We start from the raw sequence: 14698 nt of genomic DNA on the forward strand, positions 1-14698 counted from the left end.
ACAGCGTGCTCGTCTCCTCGGTGGTGACGGCCTCGGTCGTCTTCTTCTCGACCCTGGCCGGCTTCGCCTTCGCCAAGCTGCGCTTCCGCGGCCGCGACGCGCTGATGGTCTTCGTGGTGGCCACCTTGGCGATCCCCACCCAGCTGGGCGTCATCCCGCTGTTCATCATGATGGCCAAGCTCGGGTGGACCGGGTCGGTCTGGGCGGTCATCGTGCCCGCCCTGGTCTCGGCCTTCGGCGTGTTCTTCATGCGCCAGTACCTCGTCGACGCCCTGCCCGACGAGCTGATCGAGTCGGCGCGGGTGGACGGCTGCTCGATGCTGCGCACGTTCTGGCACGTGGCCGTGCCCGCGGCCCGGCCGGGAGCAGCCGTGCTCGGGCTCTTCACGTTCATGTTCACCTGGACCGACTTCTTCTGGCCCCTGATCGTGCTGCCCGCCAGCAACCCGACCGTCCAGATCGCCCTGCAGCAGCTGCAGAGCGGCTACTACGTCGACTTCAGCCTGGTCCTCGCCGGTGCGGTGCTCTCCACGATCCCGCTGCTGGTCCTGTTCGCCCTCGCCGGGCCGCCACCTGGTCTCCGGCATCATGCAAGGAGCTGTCAAGGGATGACGACCCCCGCGCCCCGCCCGACCCCGACCACCTTCCCCGCCGACTTCGTGTGGGGGGCCGCCACCGCGGCCTTCCAGATCGAGGGGGCCACCGACGAGGACGGGCGCACCGACAGCACCTGGGACGCCTTCTGCCGGGTGCCCGGCGCCGTCATCGGCGGCGACACCGGCGAGCGGGCCTGCGACCCACTACCACCGGCTCGAGGAGGACGTGGCGCTGATGGCCTCGCTCAACCTCGACGCCTACCGCTTCTCGGTGGCGTGGCCGCGCGTGCGCCCGGACGGCGGCCCGCTCAACCCGGCCGGGCTGGCCTTCTACGACCGCCTCGTCGACCGGCTGCTGGAGCGCGGGATCCTGCCCTGGGTCACGCTCTACCACTGGGACCTCCCGCAGGCCCTCGAGCTGCGCGGCGGGTGGACCGACCGCGACACCGTGCACCGCTTCACCGAGTACGCCGTCTCGGTCCACGAGGCGCTCAGCGACCGGGTGGACCTGTGGACCACGCTCAACGAGCCCTGGTGCTCGGCGTTCCTGGGCTACACCGGCGGCCAGCACGCCCCCGGCCACCAGGACGAGGCGTCGGGCCTGGTGGCGGCCCACCACCTGCTGCTGGCCCACGGCGCGGCCACCGGGGAGATCCGGCGCCGCCAGCCCGACGCGCGTCTCGGGATCACCCTCAACCTGTCGCCGGTCACCGCGCTGGACCCGCAGGAACCCGCCGACCGCGACGCCGCGCGGCGCATCGACGGCTTCCAGAACCGTGTCTTCCTCGACCCGCTGCTGCGCGGGTCCTACCCCGAGGACCTGCTGGCCGACACCGCCCACCTGGGCTGGCAGGACGCCGTGCGCGACGGGGACCTGGCCACCATCGCCGCGCCGATCGACGTGCTGGGCATCAACTACTACACCAGCGCCCACGTCTCCGCCGGCCGGACGCAGGCGCCCCCGCGCCGGCCGCGGCCGTGCCCGCCCGCCCGACCCGCCTCGCCGTACCCCGTCTCCGACGACATCGCCTTCCTGGGCCGCGACCTGCCCACCACCGCGATGGGGTGGGAGGTCCAGCCCTCGGGGCTGCGCGACCTGCTGGTGCGGCTGCGCGACGACTACGCCGGGCTGCCCCGGCTCTACATCACCGAGAACGGCGCCGCGTACGACGACCGCCGCGACGGCGACGGCGAGGTGCGCGACGCCGACCGGATCGCCTACGTCGACGCGCACCTGCGCGCGCTGCACGAGGCGATGGAGGCCGGGGTCGACGTCGGTGGCTACTTCGTCTGGTCGCTGCTCGACAACTTCGAGTGGGCCTACGGCTACGACAAGCGCTTCGGCATCGTCCACGTCGACTACGACACCTTCGAGCGCACGCCCAAGGCGAGCGCGCGCTGGTACGCCGGCATCGCGGCCACCGGCACCCTGCCCCGGGGGTAGCGTGGCACCGTGACGACGACCGAGCGCCGGCCGGGCGGTGCCGCGCCCACGCTCGAGGAGGTCGCGCGCGAGGCCGGGGTCTCGCGGGCGACCGCCTCGCGGGCGATCAACGGCGAAGCCGGGTGAGCCCCCGGGCGCAGGCGGCGGTGGCGGCCGCGGTCCGGACGCTGGGCTACACCCCCAACCCGGCCGCCCGGTCGCTGATGACGCGGCGCACCGACTCGGTGGCGGTGGTCGTGCCCGAGCCCGACGAGCGGGTCTTCTCCGACCCGTTCTTCTCCCTCACCCTGCGCAGCGTGCACCGGGTGCTCGACGAGCACGGGCTGCAGCTCGTCCTGCTGCTGGCTCGGCGGGGCACCGCCTCCGAGCAGACCCTGCGCTACCTCAGCGGCCGCCCGGTCGACGGTGCGCTGATCACCTCCCACCACCGCGACGACGGGCTGGCCGGCCGGCTCGCCGACCTGGGGCTGCCCTGCGTCTTCGGTGGGCGCCCCTGGGACGACACCGACCGGGTCTCGTGGGTCGACGTCGACCAGGTGGCCGGCGGCCGGATGGCGGCCGAGGCGCTGCTGCAGCGCGGTCGGCGGGTGCTGGCGACCGTGACCGGCCCGGAGGACATGACGGCCGCGGCCGACCGGCTCACCGGCTGGCGGGCCGCGCTGGGGGAGGCCGGCGTCGCCGCCGACCGGGTCGCGGTGGGCGACTTCACCGAGGTCGGGGGAGAGGCCGCCGCCCGCGAGCTGCTGGCCCGCCACCCCGACGTCGACGGCGTCTTCGCCGCCTCCGACCTGATGGCCGCCGGCGTGCTGAAGGTCCTGGCCGAGCTCGGGCGACGGGTCCCCGAGGACGTGGCCGTGGTGGGCTTCGACGACCTGGGCGGGGCCGAGACGACCACGCCGACGCTGACCACGGTGCACAACCCCGTGGCCGCCATGGCCGAGGAGGCGACGCGGATGCTGCTGCGCCAGATCGGCGGCGAGGGCCCCGCCTCCCCGGTGCGGGTCGTGATGCCGACCCGTCTGGTGCGGCGCGAGAGCTGCTGAGCCCGGGTCCGGCCCGCCCGTCGGTGCCGCACGGCAGGATGGCGGCGTGCGACAGGTCAGCGACGACGAGCGGCGGCCCGGCTGGGGCGACGGCACGCGGTGGCGCCCGTCCACCGGGCGCCCGACGCGGCCGGCGCGACCCGCTCGGTGGTGGCGCTGCACGCCACCGAGCCCGCGACCGTCCACCTCTCCCTGCAGGCCCGCGTGGAGGGCCTCGGGACCGGTGAGGTCGACCGGGCCCTGCACGACGAGCGCAGCCTGGTGCGCCAGCTGGCGATGCGGCGCACGCTGTTCGTCTTCCCCCGCGACCTGCTGGGCGCCGCCTGGGGCAGCGCCTCGGCCGGGTCGCGGCCACCGAGCGCGCCCGCCTGGTCAAGGACGTCGAGTCCGCGGGGGTGGCCGCCGACGGGGCGCGGTGGCTCGACGGCGTGCGCGCCGGGTGCTGGAGGTGCTGGGCGCCGAGCCCGAGGGGCTCACGGCCCTCGACCTGCGCCAGCGCGCCCGGGGCTCGAGGCGCGCCTCGGCGGCGGGGCGACGTACGCCGGCAGCCGGGTGCTGACCTGGCTCGGGGCCCGGGCCGAGGTGGTGCGCGGGCCACAGCACCACCCACTGGCGCCAGTCGCGCCCGCGCTGGACGCTGACGGCCACTGGCTGGGCGACCCGCCCCCGACCTGCGGCTCGGCCGAGGGGTACGTCGAGCTGGTGCGGCGCTGGCTGCTGCGCTTCGGGCCGGGCACCGAGGCCGACCTGGTGTGGTGGCTGGGCGCCACCAAGGGCGCCGTGCGGGCGTCGCTGGCCGCGCTCGGGGCCGTCGAGGTCGGTGTCGGGGCGGGGGAGCGGGCCTACCTGCTGCCCGACGACGTCGAGGAGGAGGCACCGGTGGAGCCGTGGGCGGCGCTGCTGCCGGTGCTCGACCCCACCGCGATGGGCTGGCGGCAGCGCGACTTCCACCTCGGCCCGCACCAGCCGCGGCTCTTCGACCGCAACGGCAACGCCGGCACCACCGCCTGGTGGTCGGGGCGGGTCGTGGGGTGCTGGGTGCAGGACGGCGACGGCGCCGTCGAGGTGAGGCTGGTCGAGGACGTGGGGGCCGAGGCCCGTGCGGGGCTCGCCCGCGAGGCGGCGCGGCTGGGCGACTGGTTGGACGGACAGCGGGTCGGCACGGTCTACCCCTCGCCGCTGATGCGCGCCGACCCGGCGGACCTCACGCACCCGGTGGTGCGCGCCTGAGTCGCCGGGTGGTCACGGCGACGGAAGAAGTAAAGGTGCAGGTTTGTGCAGCGCACGAACCTGAGGTGACCGGCGCGCCCCACCGCTGATCGTCCGGCCCTACTGTCCTCAGCACCGCGCCGACCGGCACGGGAGCCACGGGAGAGGTCCCGCGGCGACCTCATCTCTCGGGAGTCCATCCATGACAACCTCGTCCTCGCGCCTGCGCCGTCTCGGCGCCGGCACCGCCGCCGCCGTGGCCCTCGCCGGCCTCACTGCGCTCAGCCCCACCGCGGCCCAGGCCGCCCCCGACCGCGGCGGCCGCGCCGACGACCGGCCCGCCCCCGTCGTGGGCCAGGGACGCGCCTCGGCCGTCCCGGGCGACTACATCGTGGTGATGGAGGAGCGGGCGACCGCCTCCGCCGCCGCCGACGCGCGCCAGGCGGCGCGCGACAACGGTGGTCGCGTCAAGCAGACCTACGGCACGGCGCTCAACGGCTTCTCCGCGCGGCTCCCGCAGCGGGCGGTCGAGGCGCTGCGCAACCGTCCCGGGGTCGCCTACATCGAGGCCGACCAGACCCTCTCGATCGACGCGACCCAGACCGGGGCGACCTGGGGCCTGGACCGCATCGACCAGCGCGACCTGCCGCTCAACGGCACCTACACCTACACGCCGACCGGCAGCGGGGTCACTGCCTACGTCATCGACACCGGCATCCTCGCCGGTCACACCGACCTCGGCGGACGCGTGCAGTCCGGCTACACCGCCATCAACGACGGCCGCGGCACCAGCGACTGCAACGGCCACGGCACGCACGTCGCGGGCACCGTCGGCGGGACGACGTACGGCGTGGCCAAGCAGGTCACCCTGCGGCCCGTGCGGGTCCTCGACTGCGCGGGCAGCGGGTCGACCTCCGGGGTCATCGCCGGCGTCGACTGGGTGACCTCCCACCACAGCGCCGGCGCCCCCGCCGTCGCGAACATGAGCCTGGGCGGCGGGGTGTCCTCGGCGCTCGACCAGGCGGTCAACAGCTCGATCGCCGACGGCGTCACCTACGCCGTGGCGGCCGGCAACGAGAACACCAACGCCTGCAACGGCTCGCCCTCGCGCGTCGCCGCGGCGATCACCGTCGGCTCCACCACCAGCACCGACGCCCGCTCGTCGTTCTCCAACTACGGCAGCTGCCTCGACCTCTTCGCGCCCGGCTCGAGCATCACCTCGGCCTGGCACACCTCCACCACCGCGACCAACACGATCTCGGGCACCTCGATGGCCACCCCGCACGTCGCCGGTGTGGCCGCCCTCTACCTCCAGGGCGACCCGAGCGCCGCCCCGAGCACCGTCACCAGCGCGGTCCTGGGCAGCTCGACCAGCGGCAAGGTCACCGGGGCGGGCACCGGCTCGCCCAACCGGCTCCTGACCTCGCTGCTCAGCAGCGCCCCGACCGAGCCGCCGGCCCCGTCGGGCAACTTGCTGGCCAACCCCGGCTTCGAGTCCGGCGCGACCGCCTGGTCGGCGACCTCGGGGGTCATCACCAACGACGCCGGCGCCCCGGCGGCCAGCGGCTCCTGGAAGGCATGGCTCACCGGCTACGGCACCACCCGCACCGACACCCTGACCCAGCAGGTGAGCGTCCCCGCGGCCGGCAGCGCCTCGCTGTCGTTCAAGCTCTACGTCAGCAGCGCGGAGACCACCACGACCCGGGCCTACGACACCCTGCAGGTCCAGGTCGTCTCGGGCGGCAGCACCACGACGCTGGCCACCTACTCCAACCTCGACGAGGGCACGGGCTACGTCACCCGCACCCTCGACGCCTCCGCCTTCACCGGCAAGAGCGTCACGGTGCGCTTCGTCGGCACCGAGGACTCCTCGCTGGGCACCAGCTTCGTGGTCGACGACACCGCGCTCACCACGGGCTGACCACCTCTGCCCACTGCCCCCGGCCGTCCGACGGCCGGGGGCAGGGTGCGTCCGCCCCGGCGATGCGGGCCCACCCGGGGGACCTCACCTACCCTGTCGTGCGTGCGTGACCAGCCCGAGCAGCAAGCCCCGCCCGTCCAGCGCCTGCGCATCCGCTACGCGAAGAGGGGGCGGCTGCGCTTCACCAGCCACCGCGACTTCTCGCGCGCCTTCGAGCGCGCGGTCTTCCGCGCCCGGGTGCCGATGGCCTACTCCTCGGGCTTCAACCCGCACCCGCGCATCTCGTACGCCGGCGCGGCACCGACCGGCTCGGCCAGCGAGGCCGAGTACCTCGAGATCGGCCTGGCCCAGGTGGTCGACCCCGCCGACATCCACGCCGAGCTCGCCGAGGCGCTGCCGACCGGGCTCGACGTCCTCGAGGTCGTCGAGTCGCCCGGCGGCTCGCTGGCCGACCGGCTCGAGGCCAGCCACTGGCGCCTCGACATCGCCGCCCTGCCCGAGGAGGCGGCCGCCGCGGTCAGCACCTTCATGGCCACCGAGTCGGTGCTGGTGGAACGGATGATGAAGAAGGGCCTGCGCGAGTTCGACTGCCGCGCGGCGGTGGTCTCCCTGACCAGCAGCCCGCGCGAGGAGGGCGCCTCCCTCGACCTGGTGCTGCGCCACGGGGTGCCCTCGGTGCGGCCCGACGACGTGCTGCGCGGCCTGGCCGCCGTGGCCGGCCTGGAGGCGGGGGCGCGCCGCTGCTGACCCGGCTCGCGCAGGGCCCCCTCGAGGACGACGGGAGCGTCGGCGACCCGCTGGCCGCGACGACATGACGCCCGCGGGGTCGTGGTGTGCGATACTCGCCACGGTCCCCGACCTGCGGTCGTACCCGACGAGGGCGCACTCCAGCGCCCGCCCCGACGGCACAGCTGCGGTCGTCGACCCGACGACGTTCTCGCCGGTCCTCCCAGCTGGAGGGCGGCACACCAGGGAACCGGTCGTCGCCAGACCGCGACGCGGCAGGCAGGCCCGGTGACAGCGAGTCAGCCACCTCCATCCGGAGGAGAGCCCGGCGACCGCGGAAGGTGACGGTCGTGACCGTGGTGACGCAACGCGGAGGGTGTCGTCGCCACCGAAGGCTTTGCGTCGCCCCCGCACCGCGGGGGACGACGTCTGACGAGTCCGGCACCCGCTGGCGTGCCGGGCAGAGGAGCACCACATGCCCGACGAGAACCAGGTCGGCCAGGAGCCGACCACGGACGCCCCGGCGCCCACGGTCACCACCACCACGCGCACCCGCAAGAGCGCCGCCAAGAAGGCCCCGGCGAAGAAGTCGGCCACCAAGCAGGCCACCTCACCGGCCACCGAGCAGGCCGTCGCCGAGGTCGCCGAGGGGGCCGAGACCCCCGCCAAGGCGCCGGCGCGCAAGACGACCAGCCGGGCCAGGAAGGCCGCCGCCCCGGTCGGTGAGCAGCTCGAGCTCGGCGAGGGTGTCGAGGCGACCGAGGCACCGGCCCCCGCCAAGAAGGCGGCTGCGAAGAAGACGGCGGCCAAGAAGGCGCCGGCGAAGAAGGCCGCAGCCAAGAAGACGACCGCCAAGAAGGCCGCCGCCGCGACGCCCGACGAGACACCCGCCGAGACGCCCGCCGTCGGCGAGGAGACCGCCGCCAAGCCCGTGGTCAAGCGCACCACCCGCAAGTCGACCACCAAGAAGGTCGCGGCCCCGTCCGCCGACGCGCCTGCCGCGCCGGCCGCCGCACCGGTCGTCGAGACCCCGGCCCCGTCCGCCGCCGACAGCGGCGCCGCCGCGGCGCCGCTGTTCCAGGCGCCCGCCGTGACCACCACGACGCGCACCGCAGCGCCCGCAAGGCGACCACCCCCCGCGCGGCCGAGCCGGTGGCAGCCCCGGCCGAGGCCCCGCGGACGCCGCGACGACCGACGAGGCCCAGGAGGGCGCCGGGAGCGCCGCCGCCCCGGCCGCGCGCACCACCACCACGACCACCACGCGTCGTACCCGCTCGCGCGCCGCCCAGACCAAGGACGAGCCCAAGGACGAGCCCAAGGACGACCCCCAGGCCGTGACCGGCGACGAGGACGAGGACGAGACCGCGCAGCCGGTCGAGCCCGCCGACCAGCCCGCCGACAAGCCTGCGCAGGCCGGCGACGCGGACACCGACGACGACGCCGACACCGACAGCGACGACGACAACGACAGCGACGACGACAACGAGGGCCAGGGCTCCGGCACCGGCCGTCGCCGCCGGCGCCGCGGGGGTCGTCGCCGCCGCAAGTCCGGCGACGGCGGTGGCGAGGGCGGCCAGCAGAACGGCGGCCGGGACAACCAGGACGACCAGGACCAGGGCGGCCAGAACCAGGGTCAGAACCAGGGCGGGCGCAACCAGGACCGCAACCAGGACCGGAACCAGGGCCAGAACCAGGGCCAGAACCAGGGTGGCGGCCGCCACCAGGGCGACCAGGCCAAGGGCGGCGACGGGTCCGAGCAGGACGGCTCCGAGACCGAGCAGTCCGCCAAGGGCCAGAACCAGAACCAGGGCGGCCAGGGCGGCCAGGACGGCGACGAGGGCGGCAGCAGCAGCTCGCGCCGGCGTCGGCGCCGTCGCCGCTCGGGCGAGGACGGCGGCGAGGGGGGGACGACCCGGCCAACACCGTCACGCGCGTGCGCAGCTCGCGCACGGTGAGGACCAGATCACCGCGGTGTGCTCCGGCTCGACGCGCCGCCAAGAAGCAGCGCCGCCGCGAGGGCCGCGAGGCCGGCCGGCGCCGCGCCCCGATCGCCAGCGAGGCCGAGTTCCTGGCCCGCCGCGAGGCCGTCGACCGCACCATGGTGATCCGCCAGCGCGACGACCTGACCCAGATCGGGGTGCTCGAGGACAAGGTGCTCGTCGAGCACTACGTGGCCCGCGAGTCGCAGACCTCCCTGATCGGCAACGTCTACCTGGGCCGGGTCCAGAACGTGCTGCCCTCCATGGAGGCCGCGTTCATCGACATCGGCAAGGGCCGCAACGCGGTCCTCTACGCCGGCGAGGTCAACTGGTCGGCGCTGGGCCACAAGGACGGCCAGCCGCGCAAGATCGAGTCGGTGCTCTCCTCGGGCCAGTCGGTGCTGGTGCAGGTCACCAAGGACCCGATGGGCCACAAGGGCGCGCGCCTGACCAGCCAGGTCAGCCTGGCCGGCCGCTTCCTGGTCTACGTGCCCGACGGCACCACCAGCGGCATCTCCCGCAAGCTGCCCGACACCGAGCGGGCCCGCCTCAAGGCGCTGCTCAAGGAGATCGTCCCGGACTCCGCCGGCGTCATCGTGCGCACCGCCGCCGAGGGGGCCAGCGAGGACGAGCTGACCCGCGACGTCGAGCGGCTCAAGGCGCGCTGGGAGGACATCGAGAAGAAGACCAAGGGCAACGGTCCGCAGCTGCTCTACGGCGAGCCCGACCTGACCCTCAAGGTCGTGCGGGACCTCTTCACCGAGGACTTCTCACGGCTGGTCATCGACGGCGACGAGGCCTGGGAGACCGTGCAGAGCTACGTCAGCCACGTCGCCCCCGACCTCGAGGAGCGCCTCGAGCGCTTCGAGCCGGCCACCGAGGGCAAGCACGCCGGCAAGGACGTCTTCGGGGTCTACCGCCTCGACGAGCAGATCGCCAAGGGCCTGGACCGCAAGGTCTGGCTGCCCTCGGGCGGCTCGCTGGTCATCGACCGCACCGAGGCGATGACGGTCGTCGACGTCAACACCGGCAAGTTCACCGGCTCGGGGGGCAACCTCGAGGAGACCGTCACCAAGAACAACCTCGAGGCGGCCGAGGAGATCGTGCGCCAGCTGCGGCTGCGCGACATCGGCGGCATCATCGTCGTCGACTTCATCGACATGGTGCTCGAGTCGAACCGCGACCTGGTGCTGCGCCGGATGGTCGAGTGCCTGGGCCGTGACCGGACCCGCCACCAGGTCGCCGAGGTGACCTCGCTGGGCCTGGTGCAGATGACCCGCAAGCGGATCGGCACCGGGCTGGTCGAGGCCTTCAGCGAGCAGTGCGAGCACTGCCAGGGCCGCGGCATCATCACCCACGACCAGCCGATCGAGCCCAAGCGCGGCGGCGAGGACGAGGGTCGCCGCAGCGGCGGACGTCGTGGCGGCAAGGGCTCCGGCGGCGGCGACAACGGCGGTCGCAGCGGCGGCAACGCCAACGGTGGCGGCGGCAACGGTGGCGGCCGGGGCAAGGGCGGCGCCCAGGGCGAGGACACCTCGGTCTCGGCGAAGGCGCCCTCGCCCAAGGACGTCGCCGCCATGGCCCGCCACGAGAACGCCGAGCAGGACCAGCCGGCCGACGAGCAGCCCGAGCAGGCCCCGGAGCAGGAGCAGGCCCCGAAGCAGGAGCAGGCCTCCAAGCGGAAGCGGGAGCGGGCCCCGAAGCAGGAGCCGAAGCAGGAGCAGGCGCCCGACCCGGAGCCGGAGCCCGAGCCCACGCAGCCCAAAGGAGCCGAGGCGCGGCCCGCTGCGGCGGCTCAGGACGGCGTTGAGCAGGACGAGCAGGCGGCACCCGCCGGCACCCGGGTCGTGACCCGTACGCGTCGTGCGGCGACCCGGCCCGCCGGGCAGCCGACCACGGCGGGGGAGCCGGTCGTGATGTCGGCGCCCCCGGCGGCGGCGTCCACCGAGGCCGAGCCCGCCGCCCCCGCGGCGGCCCCGGCCCCCACGGTGGTGACCCGCACCCGCAGCCGCGGACGCACGGCGTCCTCGGCGGGCACCGGTGCGGAGCCCAGCACGCAGGACGGCAGCGAGGCCGGCACCGAGGAGAACGTCGCCCACGTGCCTGTGAAGAAGGGCGCCCGCAAGCGCTGAGACACCGGTGCCGAGCAGGAGCCGGGCTCGCGTTTTGCTCCTGCTCGGCCCCGTCCGTAGTATTGCCCTTCGGTGCGCCTACGCGTGCCGTCTCTGCGTGGCACCCCCACTGACGAGGCATCTCCTCGGAGGTGGCCCGCTAGCGGGTGGGCAGCCCCAGACCGAAGACACATCCAGAGTTCGACGAAGGAGACCGCGGTGTACGCGATCGTGCGCGCTGGCGCCACCCAGCAGAAGGTTGCCGTGGGCGACGTCATCGAGATCGACAAGGTCACGACGGCCGTCGGCGAGACCCTGACGCTCCCCGTCCTCATGGCTGTCGACGGTGAGAAGGTCACGGCCAACGGCCTCGACAAGGCCGCGGTGACCGTCGAGGTCCTCGGCGCCACCAAGGGCCCCAAGATCATCATCCAGAAGTACAAGAACAAGACCGGCTACAAGAAGCGCCAGGGTCACCGCCAGAAGTACACCCAGGTCAAGGTCACCGACATCTCGCTCTGAGCCTCCGGCTCGAGCCTGCTGCAGGCCCTCCCCGAACGAATCCAGGACTAAGGAACACGACATGGCACACAAGAAGGGTGCGGCGTCCACCAAGAACGGCCGCGACTCGAACTCCCAGCGCCTCGGCGTCAAGCGCTTCGGCGGCCAGCTCGTCAACGCCGGTGAGATCATCGTGCGCCAGCGTGGTACCCACTTCCACCCGGGTTCCAACGTCGGCCGTGGCGGCGACGACACCCTGTTCGCCCTCGAGGCCGGTGCCGTGGAGTTCGGCACCCGTCGGGGTCGCAAGGTCGTCAACATCGTCCCGGGCGAGTGACCTGAGGCGACCACGTCTGCGCCGGTCCTGACCGGCAGCTGTCCAGGAGGGCGCCCCCACCCGGGGCGCCCTTCGGCATTTCCGCACCATCCTGAGCACCACCTGAGCTGCACCAGCCCCGAGGAGCACCACCATGGCCGTCCCCACCTTCGTGGACCGCGTCACGCTGCACGTCAGCGCCGGACGCGGCGGCAACGGTGTCGCCTCGGTGCACCGCGAGAAGTTCAAGCCGCTCGGCGGCCCCGACGGCGGCAACGGCGGGCCCGGCGGCTCGGTGATCCTGCGCGTCGACACCGACGTCACCACGCTGCTCGACTACCACCACAGCCCCAAGCGTCGTGCCGAGCACGGCGGCCACGGGGCCGGTGACCACCGCAACGGCGGGCACGGCTCCGACCTGGTGCTGCCGGTGCCCGACGGGACCGTGGTCAGCGACGCCCGCGGCAACGTGCTGGCCGACATGGTCGGGCCGGGCACCGAGCTGGTCATCGCCCAGGGCGGTCGCGGAGGTCTCGGCAACGCCGCGCTGGCCTCCTCCAAGCGCAAGGCCCCCGGCTTCGCCCTGCTCGGCGAGCCCGGCGACGAGCTCGAGATCGTCCTCGAGCTCAAGGTGGTCGCCGACATCGGCCTGGTGGGCTTCCCCAGCGCCGGCAAGTCGAGCCTGATCGCTGCGATCTCGCGGGCCCGGCCCAAGATCGCCAACTACCCCTTCACCACCCTGGTGCCCAACCTGGGCGTCGTGACCGCCGGTGACCTGACCTTCACCGTCGCCGACGTGCCCGGCCTCATCGAGGGCGCGAGCGAGGGGCGCGGCCTGGGCCACGACTTCCTGCGCCACATCGAGCGCTGTGCGGCGATCGTGCACGTCATCGACACCGCCTCCATCGAGCCGGGCCGCAACCCCGTCGACGACCTCGACGTCATCGAGAACGAGCTCGCGCGCTACGGCGGGCTCGAGGACCGCCCCCGCCTGGTGGCGCTGAACAAGGTCGACGTGCCCGACGGCCGCGACCTCTCCGACATCACCATCGACGAGCTGCGCGAGCGGGGGCTCAAGGTCTTCCCGATCTCGGCCGCCTCCGGCGAGGGGCTGCGCCAGCTGACCTTCGCGATGGGCGAGATCGTCGCTGCGTCGCGCGCCGAGAAGGAGGTCGTCGAGGCCCAGCGCATCGTGCTGCGACCGCCCAGCGCCGACGGCGGCGACGACTTCACCATCACCGAGACCGGCGACGGCTGGCGGGTGCGCGGCACCAAGCCCGAGCGCTGGGTGCGCCAGACCGACTTCAGCAACGACGAGGCGGTCGGCTTCCTCGCCGACCGGTTCAACCGCCTGGGCATCGAGGAGCGACTGGTCAAGATGGGCGCGGTCGAGGGCGACACCGTGCTCATCGGCCACCCCGACAACGCTGTGGTCTTCGACTTCCAGCCCGGCATCGAGGCCGGCGCCGAGATGCTGGGGCGCCGCGGCGAGGACCAGCGCTTCGACGACTCCCGCCCGGCCGCACGCCGCCGTCGCGAGATCGACGAGGCCATGGAGGGCCGCGAGGAGAACGAGACCCGCGCCGACGTGGCACGCCGCCTCGACGCCACCAGCACCGCCAAGCAGAAGCGTGGCGGCGCGAGCGGCCCGACGTCGTACGAGATCGGCACGCCCGCCGACCCCGACTGGGAAGAGTCGGACCCCGGCGCGGGCACGGACCAGGAGTGAGCCGGCGATGAGCCTGCGCCCGGAGGTCACCGGGGCCCGACGTGTCGTGGTCAAGGTGGGCTCGTCGTCGCTGACCACCGCCTCCGGTGGCATCGACCCCGACCGGGTGCGCTCGTTGGTCGACGTGGTCGCCGCCGCCCGCGAGCGCGGCGCCGAGGTCGTGCTGGTCTCCTCGGGCGCGATCGCGGCCGGCCTGGCCCCCCTGGGCCTGCGGCGGCGTCCCTCGGGCCTGGCCGCCCAGCAGGCCGCCGCCTCGGTCGGCCAGGGCCTGCTGGTGCACCGCTACACCGAGGAGCTGCGCCGCCACGGCCTGATCGCCGGGCAGGTGCTGCTGACCGTCGACGACGTCACCCGCCGCGCCCACTACCGCAACGCCGCGCAGACCTTCACCCAGCTGCTCGAGCTGGGCGTGCTGCCCATCGTCAACGAGAACGACACCGTGGCCACCGGGGAGATCCGCTTCGGCGACAACGACCGGCTCGCCGCGCTCGTGGCGCACCTGGTCCACGCCGACCTGCTGGTGCTGCTCTCCGACGTCGACGGGCTCTACGACGCCGACCCGCGCACGCCCGGCAGCCGGCTGCTGGGCGACGTGCACGGCCTCGACGACCTCGACGGGGTGCGGATCGGGCGCACCGGGGCCGCGGGCCTGGGCACCGGCGGCATGGAGACCAAGGTGCAGGCCGCCCGCATCGCCACCGGCGCCGGCATCCCGGTCGTGCTGACCGCCGCCGACCGGGCCGCCGAGGCGCTCACCGGCGCCCCGGTCGGGACCCTGTTCCACCCCACCGGCAAGCGCCGCCCCAAGCGGCTGCTCTGGCTGGCGCACGCCACCGAGCCGCTGGGCACCCTGCACCTCGACGACGGGGCCGTGCGGGCCGTCGTGGAGCGCCGGGCCTCGCTGCTGGCCGCCGGTGTCACCGGGGCCTCCGGCAGCTTCGTGGCCGGCGACCCCGTCGACCTGGCCGGCCCCGACGGCGCCGCCGTGGCGCGCGGGCTGGTCAACTTCGACGCCGACGAGGTGCCGCTGCTGCTGGGCCGCTCCAGCCACGACCTCAAGCGCGACCTCGGCGCCGCCTACGAGCGCGAGGTCGTGCACCGCGACGACCTGGTGCTGCTCTGA

Annotated in this window: 10 protein-coding genes and 2 pseudogenes; all 12 read left to right on the top strand. The window is 74.3% G+C overall.

Features of this window, described 5'->3' with window-relative positions; all coding sequences use genetic code 11:
- Positions 1 to 104 precede the first annotated feature (104 nt).
- Positions 105 to 734, top strand: a pseudogene (locus tag H0S66_RS20845) (carbohydrate ABC transporter permease); the annotation flags it as partial.
- A gap of 97 nt (positions 735 to 831) precedes the next feature.
- The gene (locus H0S66_RS13555) at positions 832 to 2040 is read left to right on the top strand and encodes a glycoside hydrolase family 1 protein (RefSeq protein WP_338037208.1); all 1209 of its coding nucleotides are present in this window, start codon (positions 832 to 834) and stop codon (positions 2038 to 2040) included.
- 9 nt (positions 2041 to 2049) lie between these two features.
- Positions 2050 to 2166, top strand: a complete 117-nt coding sequence (locus tag H0S66_RS20545; RefSeq protein WP_258016911.1) for a LacI family DNA-binding transcriptional regulator — start codon at positions 2050 to 2052, stop codon at positions 2164 to 2166.
- A complete protein-coding gene (locus tag H0S66_RS13560) occupies positions 2163 to 3083 on the top strand; it encodes a LacI family DNA-binding transcriptional regulator (protein WP_258016912.1) in 921 nt (306 codons plus the stop codon). The genes H0S66_RS20545 and H0S66_RS13560 overlap by 4 nt, the downstream gene beginning before the upstream one ends.
- Positions 3084 to 3182: 99 nt before the next feature.
- Positions 3183 to 4313, top strand: a complete 1131-nt coding sequence (locus H0S66_RS13565) for a winged helix DNA-binding domain-containing protein (RefSeq protein WP_180923627.1) — start codon at positions 3183 to 3185, stop codon at positions 4311 to 4313.
- A gap of 181 nt (positions 4314 to 4494) precedes the next feature.
- Positions 4495 to 6213, top strand: a complete 1719-nt coding sequence (locus H0S66_RS13570; protein WP_179615853.1) for a S8 family peptidase — start codon at positions 4495 to 4497, stop codon at positions 6211 to 6213.
- 102 nt (positions 6214 to 6315) lie between these two features.
- Positions 6316 to 6960, top strand: a complete 645-nt coding sequence (locus H0S66_RS13575; RefSeq protein ID WP_338037209.1) for a TIGR03936 family radical SAM-associated protein — start codon at positions 6316 to 6318, stop codon at positions 6958 to 6960.
- 1715 nt (positions 6961 to 8675) lie between these two features.
- Positions 8676 to 10360, top strand: a pseudogene (locus tag H0S66_RS13580) (Rne/Rng family ribonuclease); the annotation flags it as partial.
- Positions 10361 to 11248: 888 nt separating this feature from the next.
- Complete coding sequence (rplU, locus tag H0S66_RS13585) at positions 11249 to 11551, top strand: 50S ribosomal protein L21 (RefSeq protein WP_179615856.1); 303 nt, start codon at positions 11249 to 11251, stop codon at positions 11549 to 11551.
- Positions 11552 to 11612: 61 nt separating this feature from the next.
- On the top strand, positions 11613 to 11867 hold the full coding sequence (gene rpmA / locus H0S66_RS13590) for a 50S ribosomal protein L27 (protein WP_179615857.1): 255 nt from the start codon (positions 11613 to 11615) through the stop codon (positions 11865 to 11867).
- 133 nt (positions 11868 to 12000) lie between these two features.
- Positions 12001 to 13575 carry a GTPase ObgE gene (gene obgE, locus H0S66_RS13595; RefSeq protein ID WP_179615858.1) on the top strand — a complete coding sequence of 525 codons (1575 nt, stop codon included), beginning with the start codon at positions 12001 to 12003 and terminating at the stop codon, positions 13573 to 13575.
- 7 nt (positions 13576 to 13582) lie between these two features.
- Positions 13583 to 14698, top strand: coding sequence for a glutamate 5-kinase (proB, locus tag H0S66_RS13600; protein ID WP_179615859.1), 1116 nt, complete (start codon positions 13583 to 13585; stop codon positions 14696 to 14698).

It is taken from the genome of Nocardioides marinisabuli (assembly GCF_013466785.1).
Lineage (GTDB): Bacteria > Actinomycetota > Actinomycetes > Propionibacteriales > Nocardioidaceae > Nocardioides > Nocardioides marinisabuli.

Excerpts from the sequence above, each read along its gene's own strand:
- H0S66_RS13555 (WP_338037208.1), top strand. The coding sequence starts at position 832 with ATGGCCTCGCTCAACCTCGACGCCTACCGCTTCTCGGTGGCGTGGCCG.
- H0S66_RS13570 (WP_179615853.1), top strand. The coding sequence starts at position 4,495 with ATGACAACCTCGTCCTCGCGCCTGCGCCGTCTCGGCGCCGGCACCGCC.
- rpmA (WP_179615857.1), top strand. The coding sequence starts at position 11,613 with ATGGCACACAAGAAGGGTGCGGCGTCCACCAAGAACGGCCGCGACTCG.
- obgE (WP_179615858.1), top strand. The coding sequence starts at position 12,001 with ATGGCCGTCCCCACCTTCGTGGACCGCGTCACGCTGCACGTCAGCGCC.
- proB (WP_179615859.1), top strand. The coding sequence starts at position 13,583 with ATGAGCCTGCGCCCGGAGGTCACCGGGGCCCGACGTGTCGTGGTCAAG.